The organism is Pilosibacter sp. NGB245 (assembly GCF_057397225.1).
On the sequence record NZ_CM171584.1, the window covers coordinates 2,572,597 to 2,591,230 of the forward strand.

An 18,634-nucleotide genomic window follows, 5' to 3' on the forward strand; every position below is an offset into this window, starting at 1 on the left:
ATAGCATAAGGGCCCTGCTTTGTAAATCTTAACAGGAATTTTTTGCATGACTGCCGCACTGCCTCACATGTCTACCTTGCAAACCAATCCTTCATGCACTGAAGGACCTGTACCAGTTCCTCCTCTTTGATCACATACGGAACCATCGCGTAGAGGTAATTTAAAAATGGACGGCTGAATACACCTCTCTGGTAAGCATACTCCTGATATCCTTTCAGAACGGCCGGATCGTAGACCTCAACGCAGACACATCCGCCCATGATCCGGACTTCCCGGATCCTCGGGTCTGTGAAACCTGCCATCTCGCGGCGTGTGATCTCCTCGATCTTTCTGATCTTTTCCATGTAATTCTGCGTCTCAAACAGCTCGATCGATGCAAGAGCCGCGCTGCAGGCCAGCGCATTTCCCATGAAGGTCGGTCCATGCATCAGGGCATGTTCCGGAACGTCATCGTAAAAGCCTTCAAATACTTTCCGGTTCGCCACGGTAGCGGCATGGCCGATATATCCGCCTGTCAGAGCCTTTCCGAGAACCAGGATGTCCGGAAGGACAAGATCCGCCACGAAGCGGTTTCCGGTCCGCCCGAATCCGGTCGCCACCTCATCAAAGATCAGGAGCACACCGTACCGGTCACAGAGCTCCCGCGCCTTTTTTAAGAATGAGACATCGTACATCCGCATGCCTCCGGCTCCCTGGAGGAGCGGCTCCACCAATACACAGTTCAGCCGTTCATGGTATGTCTCAAACGCCTGCTCCAGCGCCGTGATCTCCGTCGGGATATGGACGACATATGGGCTTGCCCCGTACGCCTTCAGCACGAAATGATAATCTTCATCATCCCCAGCTTCCATCGTCTTAAAAGTATCTCCATGGTAGGCATGCTCCAGCGCCAGGATCATCGTTCTCTTTTCATCCCCGCGGTTCATGTAGTACTGAAGCGCCATTTTTAACGCAACCTCGACTGCCACACTGCCGGAATCAGAGAAGAAACAGTAGTCCAGATCTCCCGGCAGCCAGGATGCCAGCTTTTCCGAAAGTTTTCTCGCCGGCTCATGGGTCAGTCCGCCGAGCATGACGTGGGAAAACTTTTCCACCTGGGAGATGATCGCCTGGTTGATGACGGGATTCTTATATCCATGGATCACGCTCCACCAAGAGGAAACGGAATCGATCATTTTCTGATCCTTTGTATACAGGTACACCCCGTTTGCGTCCACGATCTCGTACGGTGCCTTCATTGTCTTTAATTGTTCATATGGATACCAGATCATTTTTCTCTTCTCCTTATCTCATCTTTGTTTCCTGCTCCGCCTGTTTCGCGCTGCATGATTTCCCATCGTCATATAAAGACTTCAATTCCTCCGCCCCGATGGAAAGTTCCGTGTCACCATCCGCCACACAGGCGATGACCGGAACTCCTGTATAAAATTCACACATTTTCCGGTTGTCCTCACAGAGCACGTCTCCCTGTCTGTAGTGGTTTAAAATGATCCCCTTCAGAGCGATCCCCTGTTCTTTGAGGTAATATGCGGTCAGAGCCACGCCGTTGATTGTTCCAAGACCCGCGTCCGCGACGATCAGACAGCCAAGGTCACAGGCTTTTACAACATCCGGAAGGCGGAGATCTGCCTCATCGAAGCAGAGCGGACACAGGATCCCGCCGCTTCCCTCCACGGTCACATATTCGTATTTTTCACAGACTTCATGGAACTTTTCCAGTACCGTTTCCATCCGGACCGGATTTCCCTCCAGCCGCGATGCCAGATGCGGGGAGACTGCCGTCTCATAGACGTACGGACACATCTCCTCCAGCGGCTGACGGATCCCCGACATTGTTTTTACCTGAAGAGCATCCCCCGGGATCAGACTGCCGTCCGGGCGCCTCTCATTCCCGCTCATTGCCGCCTTATAGTAGGCCGCGTCCGCTCCGCTCTCCTTCAGCTTTTTCACGATCAAACCGGTCACATACGTCTTTCCGACATCGGTTCCCGTGCCTGTGATAAAAATATTTCTGCTCATCTCTTATCCAAGTCTCCCTTCCCTGATCATCGGGATCATCCGTTTTCCGATCGCCGCAGCCAGAATGCACAGCGCGATATCCCCCGGAACTGCCAGCAAGAAGCAGTATAAAAACAGCGGCCACAGACCGATCGGCGTGTTCAGCACGAAATTACTGATCACATAATAGTAGACCATGCCGAACGCATAGACGATAAAAAGGCCGATGAAATTTGCTGCCAGAAGCCGTCCGTAGCCAGGATGACTTTTCTCATTCGCGATCCGTCCAGTCACATAAGCGGCCGCCGCAAATCCGATGATGTACCCGAAGCTCGGCTGAAAGATGTAGCCAGGCCCGCCGCCCTGCGTAAAGATTGGGAGTCCCGCCAGGCCCAGCACGATGTAGATCACGACCGCCAGCGCCCCGTTTCCGGGGCCGAGAAGAAGCCCGGCCAGCATAGTGAACAGAAACTGCAGGGTAAACGGAACGACCGGAACAGGAACCTTGATAAATGCCCCGACTGCGATCAGCGCGACAAACATCGCGCACAGCACAAGGTCTTTTGTTTTCATACGCTTCAAAATGATTTCCTCCTCAAATACATGAACGTCCCGGCAATCCGGAACATTTTCCCTTGAAATGTCTGAAATCTCCAGCGATCCGGAGCGTCTCAGCTTTCTGCACATGCGCATGCTTTTCCCGTCTCTCCCATACCTTCTGGGACAGCCGCCGCCATCCTCAGATCCCGGGTGGTATCACAGAGAAGAACTGAGAAGGAGCTTATCACAGAATTTTCGTATTGTCAACCTATTGTTTTTATATGGTTGACAATCATATTAAAAAGATACCGACTAAGCTCTATGGCCTACTCGGTATCCTGGTATCATTACGTTTTATCGTTCCTGTTCCCGCGCTCTTCGAACAATCTCACTTCATCCACTCAAACGCGATCCGCGGTGTTCCATCCGGAACGTAAATGATCCCGCATCTCTCAAATCCCTGTTTTTCCAGGGCTTTCTGCATGACTTTATTATGTTCGTGGGTATCGATCCTGATATGGGAGATGTTGGATTTTGCAAAATCCATGATCCGCCCGATGACATTGTGAAGGGTTCCGTCGCTCGCGACACGATGTACCGCGGCGTATGGGGCATCGGATTTCCACTCGCCCTGCTCAATCAGCGCGTAGCATGGGTCTGCGCCGATGATAAAAGCAAAGGCCGCATGGATCTCGCCTGCTTCCTCGAGAACGTACAGATTTCCTGCTTCAATATCCCCCGGAAGCAGACGCTCCGGAGCATCTTCGCCGTCCCACTGGCTGAAATTCCCGTGGTCACGCATGAACTGGCGGGCGGCCGCGTAGATTTCATGGATTCTCGGAAGATCGGCCGGAGCTGCTTTTCTGATCGTAAAGGTATCTTCTGTCATGGATTTCATCCTCCTGCATATGTATATTTTTCACTGGCCTGTTTTCATCATTGTATCACAGCATATTTTGCAAGACAATCTGTCATTTTTTGCGTAAGGATCACAGGGAGGAAAATCCACCGGGATCCTTTGCATCCCGCCCTGTGATCCTCAGTGCAAGTTTCCTGCCACTGCTTATTACTTTACGCAGCAAAAGCGTGAGACTTACTTGCTCTTGTTAAAATATTTCTTCAGTCTTTCCCAGGGCTTACCATGGAATCACCTGTTTTCTGTTCTGTACTTCCTTTGTACTGCTCATAGTATGGTCCAAAATCCGCCTGCTATGCGCGCTGATAACAGGTTCCCTGTTCCATTTTTTCCATGAATCGCATTCCCCGGGCGGTCACATCACCTGAAAAGCTGGAACACACCGCCCGCCGGTTCCATCGCAAACGTCATTTCTTTTTTTGTCACCGGATGAAAAAAAGTCAGCGATGATGCGCAAAGGGCGATCGACTCTCTCTGTCCGCAAAAATTTCCGGCTGATGTTCTTTTTTCTGCCGCCATGCCATACTTCATATCCCCATAAAGCGGCGTTCCATGATACGCCATCTGCACACGGATCTGGTGATGTCTTCCGGTCTTTAATGCAACTTTTACGAGACTCAGCCCTTTTCCGGGCATCCCATTCTCTTCCCCATCGATCGTTTTTAACACCTCATAGGAGAGCTCCGCCTTCTTTGCTCCGGTTATCCCCTTATCCACAACCTGTGAATAATTCCCGTCCGGTGTTTTCACCAGATAATCCACATAGTTATCCACCGTATTCACAGGCTTTCCGTAGACAACTGCCGTGTAGATTTTTTTCATCTTATGGCTCTGAACCTGCTCACTCAAAGCCGCTGCTGCCTGTTTCGTCTTCGCGTACACCATTACACCGGAAACCGGCTTGTCCAGTCTGTGGATAACTCCCACATACGGTTCCTTCCCCGGTGTGCATGATTTGTTGATAACCAGGTGTTTTTTTACCTCACTCACCATATCCGGCGCGAATCGTTTTGCCGCCTGGGATTCCACTCCCGCCGGCTTTACGACGACGATGATCTCGTCATCCTCGTATAATACTTTTAACATCAAAATATTTCCCCTTGCATATTTTTATCGTAAGTGGTATAGTATATTCAAACATGATAAGTAGTTTTCAAAACTACATATCATGTTTCTGGCATTTAATACAGGTTACTCATTCACATGATTGGAGGAATGATTATGGAACTGAAAATAAAAGATCCCGGAAGCGCGCTGACTCACTTTATCGCAATGCTGGCCGCTATGGCTGCCGCAGCGCCGCTTCTCGTAAAAGCCGCATCCGTCCCCGGGACGATGCATTTAAAGGCGCTCAGCGTGTTCATCGTCAGTATGATCCTGCTCTACGCCGCAAGTACGGTCTACCACACCTTCGATATCTCGGAGCATGTCAATAAACTTCTCCGAAAGATCGATCACATGATGATCTTCATCCTGATCGCCGGAACTTACACTCCGGTATGCCTCATCGTCCTCGGAAACCGTTCCGGATACCGGATGCTGTCCCTCGTCTGGGGCATCGCGATCGTGGGAATCATCATCAACGCCCTCTGGATCAACTGCCCGAAGTGGTTCTCCTCCGTGATCTATATCGCGATGGGCTGGGTGTGCGTCATGGCGATCCGTCAGATCGTCGCAGCCCTGACTCCTGCCGCTTTCGCCTGGCTCCTCGCCGGCGGGATCATCTACACGATCGGCGGCGTGATCTACGCTCTGAAACTGCCGATCTTCAACTCAAAGCACAAAAACTTCGGCTCCCACGAGATCTTCCACCTCTTCGTCATGGGCGGAAGCTTCTGCCACTATATGATGATGTACGGATATGTGGCAGCTGCATAAAATTTTCGTAACTGTTCAGTACCTTCACACCTACAGGAACCTCCCCCGGAGCTTCCCTTCGGATGCATGGCAAGTTACACGCAAAAATCCATTCCAGATCGGCTGCGCCGATGGGATTTTTGCCTTCAAACCCATGTTTTCTTACGGTCAGCGCAGTAAATGCGCAGACCTACTGAACAGTTACAAATTTTCCAACTACACCAATTTCTATTGTTTTCATTTCCGGCGCGGCTAAAAACCGCGCCTTTTTCAGTATAGCAGACTTCGGCTGCTTTGTCATTCTGAACTGTTTTGGCGGTTATCCTGCCTGGTTTCATAGAAAGTTCCATCGGCATTTCCTGTGAAATGAAACAAGTGAAAACACGCTTCGCGAGTTTCCCCTTGTTATCGCGACAGTCGGCCAAGGTCTCGCGCAAGCGCGGGCTTTGGCTCGTTGTTCGCGTAAACAGAAAAAGCAGAGCCTGCCAGCATTTCGCCAGCAAGCTCTGCTCATTTATTATTGTTCTTATGCATGACCGGATTCTTACCCCGGGCGCTTTTCCTCACAAGATCCATATTCCGGATCCTGCCTGTCTTTTTATCGTTTCCGTCTCTCTTTGTCCCGCTTCCGCTTCTCCTCGAGCAGCCGGTTAAATTCGGCTTCCGCGTCGCCGCCTTCCGCAATGAGACGCTGTCTTCTCTTTTCCCGCCGGAGTGCTTCCGCTTCCGCCTCTTTCTTGTTGCTCTGGATCCTGAACCAGATACCGCCGCCGATCAGGGCTGCTGCCGCAAGGATCCCCACAATGATCAGGACGATCTTCACCGGGAATGCAGCTCTTACATCTCCGCTTCCGGCCTGGTCCGACGCGTCTTCACCGTCTGCCGCAGTCGTCACATCCGTTTCTCCCATGGTCTCCGTCTCTGTCTGGTCATCGGTATTTCCGTCGTCGGACGAAGAATCCGCTGCGTCCGCACTTTCTTCGGACGGTTCTTCCGCAGCCGTGGTCTCCGTCCCGCCTGCTGCCTCCGCAGCCGCGAGCGCCTCCGCCCCCGCCTTCGTCATCAGGTACGCAGATCCGATCTTTCTCTCGTTATAAATATAGTTCAGGACGCCGACCGTTCCCTCCGGCGCTCCGTCCGGAACCGCACCGAGACTCAGCTCCGCGTCCGCAAAGCTCGCATCCTTCGGGAGTGTGATCTTCTTTCCCGCCTGGACCGCCAGATCAGACGGTGCATAGCTTGTCCCGTTGACATCCACCTGGTCCTCTCCTGTGACATATCTTGTCTCATTCTCCGCGATATCCACGTTCTGGAAACGGTTCAGTCCAAACTGCAGGAGATTCTTTCCATCCACAAAATACTGTCTCGGACTTCCCTTTAAGATAACAGATACGACACGTCTACCGTCCTTCTCTCCGTATGTGACGAGTGTGTTTCCCGCTTTTAAAAGATACCCTGTCTTTCCGGCAACCGCCTCCGGACAGTAGTACGGGCTCTCGGTATCCTCCGTGATCACAAGGCGGTGCTCATTTCTCACACTCACCCCGTCCGGGTTGTTCGTGGTCGCACCGACCTTCCATGATTTCGCGGAGCTGATCTCTAAAAGCTTCGGATTGCTGTACGCCGCAGCTGCGATCTTTGTCATGTCGAACGCAGTGACGACCTGATCATCATTGTTGAGTCCTGACGGATTCGCAAAATGGCTCTCCGTGCATCCAAGCTCCGCGATCTTCGCATTCATCATATCCACGAAATCCGGGATGCTGCCCGCGACATGTTCCGCCAGCGCGTTGGCCGCCTGGTTCACGGACGCCAAAAGCAGCGCATAGAGACAGTCCTCAACCGTCATCGTATCGCCAGCCACGAGGCTTAACTTATTTCCGCTGTCCGCCTCCACGGAGTTCATCGCTTTGTCCGAGTAAGTAACCGTATCGGTAAGGTCCGCATGCTCCAGCACTACAAGCGCCGTGAGGATCTTTGTGATACTCGCCGGATAATATTCCACATGGCTGTTCTGTCCGAAGAGCATCGTTCCCGTGTCCACGTCCATGACAGCTCCGGCTTCCGCCTCGATCCCCGTATCGGACGGCCAGTCCGGTCTCGCGAACGCCTGTATCGTCCCCATCTGGGCAAATACGAGCACGCCGCAGAGTACCTTTGCCAGTTTCTTTTTTAACGTATGAATCATAAATCTTTTCTCCCTGTGTTCCGGTTATTCGGCCCCTGGGCCACCAGCTCCTCTTTCTGTTTCCGGGAAAGCTGTTTTACCTTTGCTTCCCGGCTCATCGCCTCTTCCTTCGTCTCGAACGTCTCATACCACACCAGCCGCACCGGCCGCCGCGGTTTCGTATATTTTGCGCCGCGCCCGGAATTGTGCGCGTTCACCCGCTTTTCCAGATCATTCGTCCATCCGCAGTAAAGCGTTCCGTCCGAACACTCCAGAAGATATGTGTAGTTCATCTGCCGTTCTCTCTTTCTCAGGTTCCGGTACCCAGGCACTCCCTGCCCGCGCACCGCAGCGCGATCTTCCGATGCTTCGCGTTCCGTCTTTTTACATATTATGTAAACGGCAATGGGACCATGGAATCCATTACCGTCCTCCGAAAGCCAGCGCCTGCGGAATCTATATGAAAGCATCGGGATGCCCTGTTCTGTTGTGATACTGTTATTTTATGCGGCGTCATCAGAAAGGTTCCGGAAGCTCCGGAAGCAATTTTTTTCTCTTTCCGGCGTGCGCAAAAAATCCGTTACAGTACACGGGCTCTCCATGCCCGCATACTGTAACAGGATTTTGCCGATGCTTCGCATTCCAAATCGGCAAAATCCGCGACCATAACGGTATCATACGGAATTTTCAGTTCAGAAAATTCCTACCCGCGAAAAGTAACAAAAATCCCACTCATACCATTATATAAAATTTTCCCCGAATTGCAACCAGACATTCGGGGAAAATAAAAATTTCAGCCCTGTACCGTTTTTACCAGGATCAGCCTGTCACCGGACCGGATCGTGCTGTCCGTCAGATGATTCAGTTCCATGATCCGCTCCACGCTGGTGTGGAACATCCTTGCGATCTTCCAGAGCGTATCTCCCGGCTTCACCACATATCCGATGATCCCCGGCATCTTCTTTAACTTCTCTGTATCAAGCGGCTCCTCCGTCACCGCTGCCACAGTCTGCACACACACAGGAGTCAGCACCAGCACATCCGCCGTGATCTGCGCCTTCACCTCAACGGCATCCCCGCCTGCCATGACCGCGGAAAGTCCGGAAATCCCCGGCGCGATCTCGTAGACCGCATCCTGCGGCAGTCCGTCCGCGGCTGCCATCAGATGAAACGGCAGGACCTCCGACGCCGCACCGACAGGCGCCTGATCATCCGCCGTCAGGTACAGAAGCCGGACCTCCAGCACCCCGTCCATGTGGATCCCGTCCTCCCTGATCTGCACCTCGTCGATCTTCACATCCCCGTCAGCATGGCACATCTGAAGGATCCTCTGTCGCCCGGTGAGCTGTATCTTCTCCTGGATCTTTGTCCGCACCTGGTTCCGGACCGCCAGCGTATCAAAACATGCAGTGCCTGTCTCCGGGATCACTTCCCGGTCCAACGCATAGAGGTCGCTCAAAAGCTCCACCTCTTCCTCCTCATAGAGCCTGATATCCAGCTCCATGACCGCGTCCACGGCGATCTCCCGCATCTCCCCGTCGGCATCCGGCTGTAGCTCCAGATCCCGGTGCACCAGCTTTACCGTGATAAACGGGATCATGTCCTCCGCCGACTCCGTAAGCTCCACGTCCCCGGAAAACGGAACAGTCTCCTCAAAACACTGCACCGGCATCTGCCCGCCGCCTGCCGAGTAGACTGCGAACACGAGAAGATCTCCGTTGATATGGATCTTCCCGTCGAGCGGCTTCGTCTCCACATCCTGAAGGCGCATATCCTGCCACAAAAGAGTCTCCGCATCCGGATTATTTCCCGGTATTGAAAGTACCTCCCGCACCCGGAACGTATCCCGCCGCCGCACAGCGATCGCCGCCACGGTCAGCGTCTTCTTTAACACCTCGACCTCACCGTCAAACTTCGCATCGGACGCCGCCTCCATGTCCCGGATCTCGTCCGCCCTGAGGTTCAGCGTCACGAGTGCCTTGACATTCAGCTTTCTCGAATTGATGAGACTCACGTTCAGATCATCCAGCTCCCATCCCGCCTGAACATAATCATTTTCCGAAAGTCCCGGCATATGTACCGTCTCCGTAAACGGAATGCTGCCCGCGAGCGCCGTGAGTTCCCCGCCGGGACGCCGGTACAGGATCCGAAACTCCAGCTTTCCACTCACCTCCGCCTTCTCACCGGGATTTTTCACCGAGTCGATCTTTACCTCCCCGTTTTCCATGATCAGCTCCTCCACATCATCCATGGAATCCGGCACATTAAAATCGTCATCCAGGGTCATCTGGGACGTGACGTTCCCCCGGCGACGATTCATGTGGATATGCTTCTTCAAAAGTTCCATCATAAAAACGCCACCATACCTTTCCAGTTTATGCTTCAGGAAATTGTATGATGACGTTTAACATTTTATACCTGCTGTTTACAGCTCCTTCTTCGCCTCTTCCAGCTCTTTTTCAAGCTCCCGCACCCGGCGCTCCAGCTCATCGATCGTGTCCTGGATCTTACAAATGTGCTCCATATTGACTTTCTTCGCCGGGTCATTCACCGGCACACCGTCCTTTTTGACCTGTCTCGCCGGGATCCCGACCGCCGTACTGTTCTCTTCGAGGGGTTTTAAGAGAACCGCATTCGCCGCGATCTGACAGTTGTCGCCCACCTCGAAGGCGCCAAGGATCTTCGCACCTGCACCGATCAGCACATTGTTTCCGATCGTCGGATGACGTTTTCCCTTCTTTGTTCCGACACCGCCCAGTGTCACGCCCTGATAGATCGTGCAGTTGTCGCCCACCACTGTAGTCTCACCGATAACGATGCCGCAGCCATGGTCAATGAGGATCCCATGTCCCAGAACAGCCCCCGGATGGATCTCGATCAAGGTAAAAAATCTGGCGATCTGGGAGATCAGACGCCCGAGGAATCGCATATTGTGAATCCAGAACCAGTGGGCGATCCGGTGCCAGATCAGGGCATGGACGCCCTGATATAAAAGCAGTACCTCCAGAGCACTTCTCGCCGCCGGATCCCTCTCCTGAACTGCCTTCACATCAAGCCATATATCTTTTAACAACATGTTTTCCTCTCCTCCTGTCATCCCGATGTAATCTCTTCCCGTCAATTACAAGTATTCTAACAGAAACTATCATTAAAGTAAAGTGTTAAAGTATTGCATTGGTCCATTTTTTATATTATGTTACCGGAAAACTACCGGCTTATCCCGGTATTCCGTTTTCACGATCAGCACCGGATAGGAATTTTCCGTTCCTTTCGCCTCCCCGGCTTCCGGTCCCATAAGTTCCGTGCGGATCACGATGGAATTATCCGTCTCATAGAGCGCCTTCACCGCCACGCTGTAGCCACCGCCTTTCTGGGGGCCCTCACCGATGACGATATACATCTCCTGCCCGTCAGCGTATGTCAGCTTGAATGGTTTTTCCCGCTTTTTGTCGATCAGCTCCTTAAGTGCCGCCGGAATATCCGCCTCCCCGGTGACTGTGAACTCCAGATCCTCCCCCTGTGTTTCCTCTGAATTTCCGGACTGACATCCGGTAAATGCCGCGATCCCGCCTAAGATCACCGTCAGGACTCCCAGCACCGTAAGCACCTTTCTCGCGCGCCTTGGCAAACGTCTGAACATAAAATAAGATCCCCGTCATGGATTTTGTTACAATCCTATTCCGGGGATCTTATTTATATGTCTTTTGTCATGAATACCGGAAACGGAATCGCTGTCTGAAACAGGTTCCTCCCATCAGTCGCTGTCCGGCAAAAACTTAATCTTCACCATGATCTGCTTTGCAACCTGATTCTCCGCCAATTCAATATCGTCCATATGGGTCGCAAAAGGCAGGTCACCCTCAAATTCCTCCAGCTCCACGCTGATCCAGTTCTGGGCTGCATCCCTGGCATTCTCGATGGCATCCTCCAGGTCAGCACCGTCTGCCTCGCACATCTCCAGATCCGGGAAAAATGCGTGATAACCGTCTCCCTCTTCCTTCTTTGTAAATACGGCAGGATATGTAAATGTCATGATGTTCTCCTCTCCGATCTATTTTAAACCAACACAAGCCGCAGGCTGCAAAGCATAATCGCTGCAGGCTGCGGCCCATGTATTTATCGTAAGCAGCACCGTTCAGTCATGCAGTAACCAAAACTGGCACATAACCGAACTCTGACATGTCTTACTCGTTATCTTCCTTCTTCTCAGAACGCTCGCGTCTGTCGTCGCGGCGTCCGCCTCTTCTGTCGTCACGTCTCTCCGGGCGGTCGCTTCTCTCGCGTCTCTCCGGACGAGTCAGCTTCTCAAGATCAGCTGTCATGTCCTCCGGTCTCATCGTCAGGTTGATTCTTCCCATGCGGTCAACCTCAACGACTCTTACCGTAACCTCATCGCCGATGTTGACAACATCCTCAACCTTAGCGACGCGCTTGTCAGAAAGCTTGGAGATGTGAACCATACCATCCTTGTTCGGAGCAAGCTCAACGAATGCACCGAATTCCATGATGCGGACAACCTTACCTGTGTAGATCATGCCCGGCTCAACATCTGTCACGATGTTCTTGACCGTAGCGATCGCCTTGTCGATCATCTCCTGATCAGTACCGCAGACATTGACTGCACCGTCATCTGTGATGTCGATCTTAACGCCTGTCTCCTCGATGATCTTATTGATCACTTTACCCTGCTTGCCGACTACATCGCCGATCTTCGCCGGATCAATGGTGATCTGCGTGATCTTCGGAGCGTACTTGGACAGAGTCTTTCTCGGCTCGCTGATAACCGGAGCCATAATGTTATCCATGATGTAAAGTCTTGCTTCACGGCAGCGTCTGATCGCCTCCTCGATGATCGGGCGTGTTAAACCGTGGATCTTGATATCCATCTGGATCGCTGTGATACCTTCGTGAGTACCGCCTACCTTGAAGTCCATGTCTCCGAAGAAGTCCTCAAGGCCCTGGATATCGGTAAGAACGATATAATCGTCATCTGTCTCGCCTGTTACAAGACCGCAGGAGATACCGGCTACCATTGTCTTGATCGGAACACCTGCTGCCATAAGGGACAGGGTAGATGCACAGATGCTGGCCTGGGATGTGGAACCGTTGGACTCCATTGTCTCAGATACAGTACGGATCGCGTACGGGAACTCTTCCTCGCTCGGGAGTACCGGTACAAGAGCACGCTCAGCAAGAGCGCCATGACCGATCTCACGGCGTCCCGGTCCTCTGGACGGCTTTGTCTCGCCTACGGAGAAGGACGGGAAGTTGTAGTGGTGCATATATCTCTTAGTTGTCTCATTCTCATCAAGACCGTCAAGACGCTGTGCCTCGGAAAGCGGAGCCAGTGTGCAGGCATTTAAGATCTGAGTCTGTCCACGGGTGAACATACCGGATCCATGTACACGCGGAAGGATGTCGATCTCAGCAGCTAACGGGCGGATCTCGTCGATGCGGCGGCCATCCGGACGCTTGTGGTCTTTTAAGATCATCTTTCTTACGGTCTTCTTCTGATACTGGTAGACAGCCTGTCCGATCAGCGGAAGCCACTCTTCATTCTCAGCAAATGCCTCTTCGAGACGCTCTGTGATCTGGCGGATGTTCTCCTCACGCTTCTGCTTCTCGTCTGTGAATACAGCCTCTTCCATCTCAGCAGGCGGAACGATCTCTTTGATCGCAGCAAACAGCTCATCCGGGATCGCGCAGCTCTCATAAGTGTGCTTCTCCTTGCCGCACTCAGCAACGATGCGGTCGATGAACTTGATGATCTCCTGGTTTACTTCATGTGCCTTGAAGATCGCATCGATCATGGTCTGCTCCGGAACTTCCTTTGCACCGGCCTCGATCATGATTACTTTCTCTCTTGTGGAAGCAACAGTAAGTGCAAGATCAGATACCTTCTTCTGTGCAGAAGTCGGGTTGATGATGAACTCACCGTCAATTAAACCAACCTGTGTCATTGCGCACGGGCCGTCGAACGGGATATCAGAAATGCAGGTAGCGATCGCAGAACCGAGCATTGCTGTAAGCTCCGGGCTGCAGTCCGGGTCAACAGACATAACAATGTTGTCAAGTGTTACGTCGTTTCTGTAGTCCTTCGGGAATAACGGACGCATCGGACGGTCGATAACACGGGAAGTAAGGGTTGCATTTTCGGATGCCTTTCCCTCTCTCTTTGTGAATCCGCCCGGGATCTTACCTACAGAGTATAATTTCTCTTCGTACTCTACACTTAACGGGAAGAAATCGATCCCGTCTCTCGGCTTGTCAGATGCTGTTGCGGTAGAAAGAACAACAGTATCGCCGTAGTGCATGAAAGCTGCACCATTTGCCTGCTTTGCAACACGGCCAACCTCAACAGTGAAGGTACGTCCTGCAAGTTCCATGGAAAAACTCTTAAACATGGCTTCGTCTCCTTTTCATTCATTTGCGACAGAAGAAGCCGAAATGGATCTGTCCGTCAACAGGCCGGGACCTGCCGGACATCCATCCGAAACTACTAAACTGGACACGAGTTACAATCCATGGGCACTCCATGCCCCTGCACTGCAGCAGGATTTTTCCGATGTTTCTCATGCACACTTTAGCGGTCTCGGACGTTTCTTCTGCCAATATTTTGTTTACTTAGATAACACAAAGGTGGAGTACACGAAAAACATGCGCTCCACCCATAAGTTTGCTATTACTTTCTGATGCCTAACTTCTCAATAAGAGCACGGTATCCTTCAAGATCTTTCTTCTTCAGGTATGCAAGAAGACCACGTCTCTGACCAACCATCATAAGAAGACCACGTCTGGAGTGATGATCTTTCGGGTTAACTTTTAAATGCTCTGTGAGCTCAGCGATTCTCTCTGTAAGAATTGCGATCTGAACCTCCGGTGAACCTGTGTCGCCCGGTTTTCTGCCATACTCAGCGATAATAGCTGCTTTCTTTTCCTTTGAAATCATTGTGATTTCCTCCTTAAAATTCTTAAAACTTACCGATCACCAGGTCCCGGTTGGAGTTATCCGCAGACCGAGCGTCGGCGCTTTTCGCATACTCCGACAGTATATCATACCTGTCTGCAAAAGTAAATCACTTTTTGTAGCTTTGCACTACTTTTTCAGGCTTATTTTAGTAACTCTCCGCTACTTTCATTGGTAATCTCCCACCAGGAAGCGCGAAGCGCCTTCCCCTCTTACCGACGATTCCCAGCGGTGAGCTTCCGGGCTGGGGCGCCTTGATCCGGGGATCTGGTTCCTCTTAGCCCGCAGGTAACTGCGTTGGAGAATAGGGGACACTTGTTTGAGCGAAGCGAGTTGTGTCCCCTGTTCTCCGCCCTTAGCAGTTGCATGCAGGCTTAGAGGAACCATCCCCGCATCCCGGGCGCCCCGGCCCGGAAGCTCACCGCGTACTCCCGCCAAAACTTTCTATTTCATCAAAATCCCGGTCCAACCTCCTGCTCCGTCGTCCCTTCCGTCTCCGGCGCAAACCCCGGTCCGACACTCTCCTGATCACCGCCCGCCGCAGGCGTTGTCGGCGCTTCCGTAGTCGGTGCCGCTGTTGTAGGAGCCGCCGTTGTCTCCGGTGCTGCCGTTGTCGGCGCTACTGTCGTCTCCGGTGCTGCCGTCGTCGCAGCAGCCGTAGTCGCCGCCGTCTCATCCTTCTTCGTTCCGCTCGTCGAAGCACTCTCCGTACCGTCTAAATGGTAGCACAGGACCGGATCGCCCGCCGAAATATTCTCGTAGATCGTCTTTGCGACCGCCGGCGGCAGATTGACACATCCATGAGAACCGTTCGTCTTGTAGATCGTCCCACCGAACGTCTTTCTCCAGTTCGCGTCATGAAGACCGATCCCTCCGTTAAACGGCATCCAGTAAGATACCGGCGTCGCATATCCCTGTCCCTTTAAAGTCGCATTCCGCTGCTTATAAGTGATCGAATATGCTCCTGCAGGAGTACTCCAGCCCTTCGCCGCATTTCCCGATACGAAATCCGACTGGACCACCAGCTTTCCCTTCACGTAGAAATAAAGATGCTGTGCCGTAAGGTTGATCTCCACATATGTATTCCCGTAATCATTCCCCGTCCGGCTCGCGCCCTTCTGGGAATACTCCGGCTCCCTCGAGGTCTGTTCCCCGTTTTTGATCAGGCTCACAAGCGTCGCTGCCTCCTTCGCCTGATTGATCTTATAACCGTAGCTTCCGCCGGTGATGGAAACCGTCTTCCCGTAGGATGTCTTCAGACTCTTCGCTTTATACGCAGTATCATAAGAGGCAGCCAGCTTCTTGACATACTCAGTCGCCTTTCCCTCATTGATTCTGACACTCGTTCCGTTCACAGTCAGCCAGTTGTGGATCTCATCTCCGCTCAAAGTCTCAGACTTGTCACCGAATTGATAAGTGATCCTTGCCCCGACATACTTGTTCATCGTCTCACAAGCCGTCTTTAACGCCTCGTCCTCGGAAGTGGTGGACGGAGACACATAACATCCCTGTTCCTCCAGATCCACGCTCTCCGCCAGAGACATGACCGCAGCGGCCACCGCCTCTTTCACCTTGTCCTCCAGAAGCTCCGTTCCCTCATCTTCTTTGATGATCGTGTAGCCCCCGGACGTATAATCAGAGATCTTCGCGTCCTGCGGTTCTCTCATATTTTCCTTATCCATGCAGGAGAGACTGTCCACCGCTTCGCCCAGCATCTCATCATTGTATCGGATCAGCGCGTCCGTATTCACCTCATTCACGGATTTTCCGAAGCGGTATTTTCCCCACTCCATCGGTTTCTGGGCCGCGATCGCCTTCGCCAGGGTATCGTCAAACTCCGCGTAGAGTCCCACTTCTTCCCCGGTGATCGACTCGGAGAGATCCTCACGCCCGTTGATCGTGAGTTTGTAGCCCTTTAACTGCTCCATGATCGCGTCTTCCACTTCCGCCGCCGTCTTTCCTGTCACATCCATCCCGTCAACGATGGTTCCCGGCAGAAAACATGTCTTGTATTTTAAAGATTCATGCCAGTAAAGTCCTCCGCCAACGGCTCCGACGAGGACGACCACGCCGCCGCACACGGCAGAGATCTTCACTGCAAGATCCTTATTTATTCCAGGTCCGCGGTCTCTTCCCCGTTTTCTTCCTTTCTGGGCTTTGAATTCCGCATATGTCATCATCGGCTTCTGCCCGGACGTTCCTTTTTCCTCGCCATCCGGCTTATTTTCTAACTCCAATTTTCCTTCTCCACTTTTCCAGTCATTCTGCTGCCTTTTTTCTTTCAAGATCCAGGCGCATCCTTTTCTGACTCTGTTTTATCTGTATTCAGCCAAGATGGCTTTTCTGAAAAGAGTGATAGCGTTCCCTGCACTCCCTGATATCATGATCCAGCTGCGCTTTCAGCGCGTCGATCGATGCAAACTTCATCTCCGGTCTCACAAAATCGAGGAGCTCCACTTTCATCTCTTTTCCGTAGAGATCCCCCGAAAAATCATAGAGATATGTCTCCACACCGATCGGATTATCCCCGGAGATCGTCGGTTTCGCTCCTACATTCGTAAGGCCTCCGTAAACCTTTCCGTCCACAGTCACCCGCGTCACATAAACGCCGAACTTCGGAAGATGCTTCACAGCCGGCGGGATCAGATTCGCCGTCGGATACAGCTTTGTATGCCCGATCGAATTTCCATGCTCCACTTTTCCGGTGACAAAATAACAATATCCCAGCAGGTCATTCGCCTTCCGGATATTTCCATCCGCCAGCATTTCCCGGATATAGGTGCTGCTGATGATCTTTCCTTCCTCATCACGCTCTTTATCCACGATAAAATAGCGATAACCATACTTTCCGGAAAGCCGCTCCAGCATCGCACAGTCCCCGGCCGCTTTGTATCCGAAATGGCAGTCCGGTCCGGAGACAATGACTCCGGCGTTCATCCGCCCGACAAGAATATCGGAGATAAATTGTTCCGGTGCCATATGGCAGACTTCCTCGTCAAACGGGTACTCCACGATATAATCCACGCCGACCTGCTCCAGGAGCATCTCGCGCTCCGGGTTCGTCATGATCATGGTCTGCATTTTTCCCTTCACGAGCGTCCACGGAGGCGTCGCGAACGTGAACACGGCGATCTTAAATCCCTGTTCCTTCCATTTCAGCATCTCGTGCATCAGCTTCTGGTGACCTCTGTGAAGTCCGTCAAACTTTCCGATGCTGACAACTGTCTTCTCTTTGATCTGAAACTCTCTGGTTTCTGCGATGTACTGCATGTCAATTTCCTCCCAGAAAGATTTTCTCCGGATAGTACATCCGTTTTTCCGCGTCATACCGAAATGCGCCGATAAACGTTCCATCCGAATGGTAAACGCGGAACATGTCCCCGTCTGTTACATTCTTCACCGCGCGGCTGCGGAACGGATTTCCGTTCTTTAAGAGCTTATCCAGCTCCTCCGTCTCCGATCGGATCTCCGGAAGATCTTTAAAGACTTCCTCCACCGGAAGTACCACCTTACCGAGGCGCCCTTCCTCCTTCAACTTCTGAAGATCATCCAGCTTCAGGCTGTCTTTGATCTCAAATCTCCCCACTTTCGTGCGGAGCAGTTCCTTCATGCATCCGCCGACGGAAAGCTTCGCGCCGATATCATGGCACAGGGTCCGGATATACGTTCCCTTTGAGCAGGACACGGTCATTGTGACCTCCGGGAGATCCATCGTCTCGATCTGAATATCGAAGATCTTTACCGGGCGCGCCTTCCGCTCCACGGTCTTTCCCTCTCTTGCAAGTTCATATAATTTCTTTCCATCGACTTTTAACGCCGAATACATCGGAGGAACCTGGTCATAATCCCCGGTAAAGGAGAGGACTGCCTCACGGACCTGACTTTCTGTAAGTCCTGACGTGTCCTTTGTCCCGATCACTGTCCCCGTTGTATCCTCCGTGTCCGTCTCCGTTCCCAGAAGAAGAACAGCCCGGTATGTCTTATCATGATCGGTCAGCATATCGCAGAGTTTTGTTCCTTTTCCGGCACACACCGGAAGAACGCCTTCCGCCGCCGGGTCAAGCGTCCCTGTATGACCGATCTTTCTCTGTCCGAGGATCCCTCTCATTTTCGCCACGACATCGTGGGAGGTGAATCCTTTTTCTTTATATACGTTAATAATTCCGTCGTACATTCTTTCCTCCGCTCT

The 18,634-nt window shown here is 52.2% G+C and carries 19 protein-coding genes; 2 read left to right on the top strand and 17 right to left on the bottom strand.

Annotation, left to right across the window (positions count from 1 at the left end; genetic code table 11):
- Positions 1 to 71: 71 nt before the first annotated feature.
- The 5 genes from bioA to ACXMYH_RS11580 all read right to left on the bottom strand — a co-directional run bounded on the left by bioA (position 72) and on the right by ACXMYH_RS11580 (position 4,540).
- Positions 72 to 1,271 carry an adenosylmethionine--8-amino-7-oxononanoate transaminase gene (bioA, locus tag ACXMYH_RS11560; RefSeq protein WP_486554934.1) on the bottom strand — a complete coding sequence of 400 codons (1,200 nt, stop codon included), beginning with the start codon at positions 1,269 to 1,271 and terminating at the stop codon, positions 72 to 74.
- A 13-nt stretch (positions 1,272 to 1,284) separates the two neighbouring features.
- Entirely contained in the window at positions 1,285 to 2,019 is a 735-nt protein-coding gene (gene bioD, locus ACXMYH_RS11565; RefSeq protein ID WP_118530722.1) for a dethiobiotin synthase, read from the bottom strand.
- A gap of 3 nt (positions 2,020 to 2,022) precedes the next feature.
- On the bottom strand, positions 2,023 to 2,571 hold the full coding sequence (locus ACXMYH_RS11570) for a biotin transporter BioY (RefSeq protein WP_118299020.1): 549 nt from the start codon (positions 2,569 to 2,571) through the stop codon (positions 2,023 to 2,025).
- Between the two features lie 355 nt (positions 2,572 to 2,926).
- Positions 2,927 to 3,427 (bottom strand): GNAT family N-acetyltransferase, encoded by a 501-nt coding sequence (locus tag ACXMYH_RS11575; RefSeq protein WP_118530720.1) that lies wholly within the window; start codon positions 3,425 to 3,427, stop codon positions 2,927 to 2,929.
- 387 nt (positions 3,428 to 3,814) lie between these two features.
- On the bottom strand, positions 3,815 to 4,540 hold the full coding sequence (locus ACXMYH_RS11580) for an RluA family pseudouridine synthase (RefSeq protein WP_486554935.1): 726 nt from the start codon (positions 4,538 to 4,540) through the stop codon (positions 3,815 to 3,817).
- A gap of 135 nt (positions 4,541 to 4,675) precedes the next feature.
- Between ACXMYH_RS11580 and trhA the strand changes: the two genes are divergently transcribed.
- Positions 4,676 to 5,332: a PAQR family membrane homeostasis protein TrhA gene (gene trhA, locus ACXMYH_RS11585; protein ID WP_118298993.1), complete on the top strand. Its 657-nt coding sequence runs from the start codon at positions 4,676 to 4,678 to the stop codon at positions 5,330 to 5,332.
- A 125-nt stretch (positions 5,333 to 5,457) separates the two neighbouring features.
- Here the strand turns inward: trhA and ACXMYH_RS11590 are convergent, their stop codons facing one another.
- From ACXMYH_RS11590 to ACXMYH_RS11625, 8 genes are all read right to left on the bottom strand, one after another.
- Entirely contained in the window at positions 5,458 to 5,661 is a 204-nt protein-coding gene (locus ACXMYH_RS11590; RefSeq protein ID WP_486554936.1) for a hypothetical protein, read from the bottom strand.
- 248 nt (positions 5,662 to 5,909) lie between these two features.
- Positions 5,910 to 7,499, bottom strand: a complete 1,590-nt coding sequence (locus ACXMYH_RS11595) for a D-alanyl-D-alanine carboxypeptidase family protein (protein ID WP_486554937.1) — start codon at positions 7,497 to 7,499, stop codon at positions 5,910 to 5,912.
- Positions 7,496 to 7,771: a GIY-YIG nuclease family protein gene (locus tag ACXMYH_RS11600; protein ID WP_118298991.1), complete on the bottom strand. Its 276-nt coding sequence runs from the start codon at positions 7,769 to 7,771 to the stop codon at positions 7,496 to 7,498. Before ACXMYH_RS11600 ends, ACXMYH_RS11595 begins: the two co-directional genes overlap by 4 nt.
- 500 nt (positions 7,772 to 8,271) lie before the next feature.
- The gene (locus ACXMYH_RS11605; RefSeq protein ID WP_118606191.1) at positions 8,272 to 9,828 is read right to left on the bottom strand and encodes a DUF3794 and LysM peptidoglycan-binding domain-containing protein; all 1,557 of its coding nucleotides are present in this window, start codon (positions 9,826 to 9,828) and stop codon (positions 8,272 to 8,274) included.
- A gap of 75 nt (positions 9,829 to 9,903) precedes the next feature.
- Positions 9,904 to 10,554 (bottom strand): serine O-acetyltransferase, encoded by a 651-nt coding sequence (gene cysE / locus ACXMYH_RS11610; RefSeq protein WP_486554938.1) that lies wholly within the window; start codon positions 10,552 to 10,554, stop codon positions 9,904 to 9,906.
- A 120-nt stretch (positions 10,555 to 10,674) separates the two neighbouring features.
- Positions 10,675 to 11,118, bottom strand: coding sequence for a protease complex subunit PrcB family protein (locus ACXMYH_RS11615; RefSeq protein WP_118530710.1), 444 nt, complete (start codon positions 11,116 to 11,118; stop codon positions 10,675 to 10,677).
- 114 nt (positions 11,119 to 11,232) lie between these two features.
- Entirely contained in the window at positions 11,233 to 11,511 is a 279-nt protein-coding gene (locus ACXMYH_RS11620; RefSeq protein WP_118530708.1) for a type II toxin-antitoxin system HicB family antitoxin, read from the bottom strand.
- A 151-nt stretch (positions 11,512 to 11,662) separates the two neighbouring features.
- The gene (locus tag ACXMYH_RS11625; protein ID WP_486554939.1) at positions 11,663 to 13,882 is read right to left on the bottom strand and encodes a polyribonucleotide nucleotidyltransferase; all 2,220 of its coding nucleotides are present in this window, start codon (positions 13,880 to 13,882) and stop codon (positions 11,663 to 11,665) included.
- Here ACXMYH_RS11625 and ACXMYH_RS11630 point away from each other — a divergent pair.
- Positions 13,863 to 14,171, top strand: coding sequence for a hypothetical protein (locus tag ACXMYH_RS11630; RefSeq protein WP_147352722.1), 309 nt, complete (start codon positions 13,863 to 13,865; stop codon positions 14,169 to 14,171). The two genes, ACXMYH_RS11625 and ACXMYH_RS11630, sit on opposite strands and share 20 nt — an antisense overlap.
- On the opposite strand, the gene rpsO is transcribed toward ACXMYH_RS11630, so the two are convergent.
- From rpsO to truB, 4 genes are all read right to left on the bottom strand, one after another.
- Entirely contained in the window at positions 14,161 to 14,427 is a 267-nt protein-coding gene (gene rpsO / locus ACXMYH_RS11635; RefSeq protein WP_118298984.1) for a 30S ribosomal protein S15, read from the bottom strand. The genes ACXMYH_RS11630 and rpsO overlap by 11 nt on opposite strands.
- A gap of 470 nt (positions 14,428 to 14,897) precedes the next feature.
- Positions 14,898 to 16,682, bottom strand: a complete 1,785-nt coding sequence (locus tag ACXMYH_RS11640; RefSeq protein WP_486554940.1) for a L,D-transpeptidase family protein — start codon at positions 16,680 to 16,682, stop codon at positions 14,898 to 14,900.
- Positions 16,683 to 16,770: 88 nt separating this feature from the next.
- The gene (locus tag ACXMYH_RS11645) at positions 16,771 to 17,715 is read right to left on the bottom strand and encodes a bifunctional riboflavin kinase/FAD synthetase (protein ID WP_486554941.1); all 945 of its coding nucleotides are present in this window, start codon (positions 17,713 to 17,715) and stop codon (positions 16,771 to 16,773) included.
- A 1-nt stretch (position 17,716) separates the two neighbouring features.
- On the bottom strand, positions 17,717 to 18,619 hold the full coding sequence (gene truB / locus ACXMYH_RS11650; RefSeq protein WP_486554942.1) for a tRNA pseudouridine(55) synthase TruB: 903 nt from the start codon (positions 18,617 to 18,619) through the stop codon (positions 17,717 to 17,719).
- Positions 18,620 to 18,634: the final 15 nt, after the last annotated feature.

Excerpts from the sequence above, each read along its gene's own strand:
- ACXMYH_RS11620 (WP_118530708.1), bottom strand. The coding sequence starts at position 11,511 with ATGACATTTACATATCCTGCCGTATTTACAAAGAAGGAAGAGGGAGAC.
- ACXMYH_RS11580 (WP_486554935.1), bottom strand. The coding sequence starts at position 4,540 with ATGTTAAAAGTATTATACGAGGATGACGAGATCATCGTCGTCGTAAAG.
- ACXMYH_RS11605 (WP_118606191.1), bottom strand. The coding sequence starts at position 9,828 with ATGATGGAACTTTTGAAGAAGCATATCCACATGAATCGTCGCCGGGGG.
- ACXMYH_RS11615 (WP_118530710.1), bottom strand. The coding sequence starts at position 11,118 with ATGTTCAGACGTTTGCCAAGGCGCGCGAGAAAGGTGCTTACGGTGCTG.
- ACXMYH_RS11625 (WP_486554939.1), bottom strand. The coding sequence starts at position 13,882 with ATGTTTAAGAGTTTTTCCATGGAACTTGCAGGACGTACCTTCACTGTT.
- ACXMYH_RS11630 (WP_147352722.1), top strand. The coding sequence starts at position 13,863 with ATGGAAAAACTCTTAAACATGGCTTCGTCTCCTTTTCATTCATTTGCG.
- truB (WP_486554942.1), bottom strand. The coding sequence starts at position 18,619 with ATGTACGACGGAATTATTAACGTATATAAAGAAAAAGGATTCACCTCC.
- ACXMYH_RS11570 (WP_118299020.1), bottom strand. The coding sequence starts at position 2,571 with ATGAAAACAAAAGACCTTGTGCTGTGCGCGATGTTTGTCGCGCTGATC.
- ACXMYH_RS11595 (WP_486554937.1), bottom strand. The coding sequence starts at position 7,499 with ATGATTCATACGTTAAAAAAGAAACTGGCAAAGGTACTCTGCGGCGTG.
- bioD (WP_118530722.1), bottom strand. The coding sequence starts at position 2,019 with ATGAGCAGAAATATTTTTATCACAGGCACGGGAACCGATGTCGGAAAG.
- ACXMYH_RS11600 (WP_118298991.1), bottom strand. The coding sequence starts at position 7,771 with ATGAACTACACATATCTTCTGGAGTGTTCGGACGGAACGCTTTACTGC.
- ACXMYH_RS11575 (WP_118530720.1), bottom strand. The coding sequence starts at position 3,427 with ATGACAGAAGATACCTTTACGATCAGAAAAGCAGCTCCGGCCGATCTT.
- ACXMYH_RS11645 (WP_486554941.1), bottom strand. The coding sequence starts at position 17,715 with ATGCAGTACATCGCAGAAACCAGAGAGTTTCAGATCAAAGAGAAGACA.
- rpsO (WP_118298984.1), bottom strand. The coding sequence starts at position 14,427 with ATGATTTCAAAGGAAAAGAAAGCAGCTATTATCGCTGAGTATGGCAGA.
- bioA (WP_486554934.1), bottom strand. The coding sequence starts at position 1,271 with ATGATCTGGTATCCATATGAACAATTAAAGACAATGAAGGCACCGTAC.
- ACXMYH_RS11590 (WP_486554936.1), bottom strand. The coding sequence starts at position 5,661 with ATGGAACTTTCTATGAAACCAGGCAGGATAACCGCCAAAACAGTTCAG.
- cysE (WP_486554938.1), bottom strand. The coding sequence starts at position 10,554 with ATGTTGTTAAAAGATATATGGCTTGATGTGAAGGCAGTTCAGGAGAGG.
- trhA (WP_118298993.1), top strand. The coding sequence starts at position 4,676 with ATGGAACTGAAAATAAAAGATCCCGGAAGCGCGCTGACTCACTTTATC.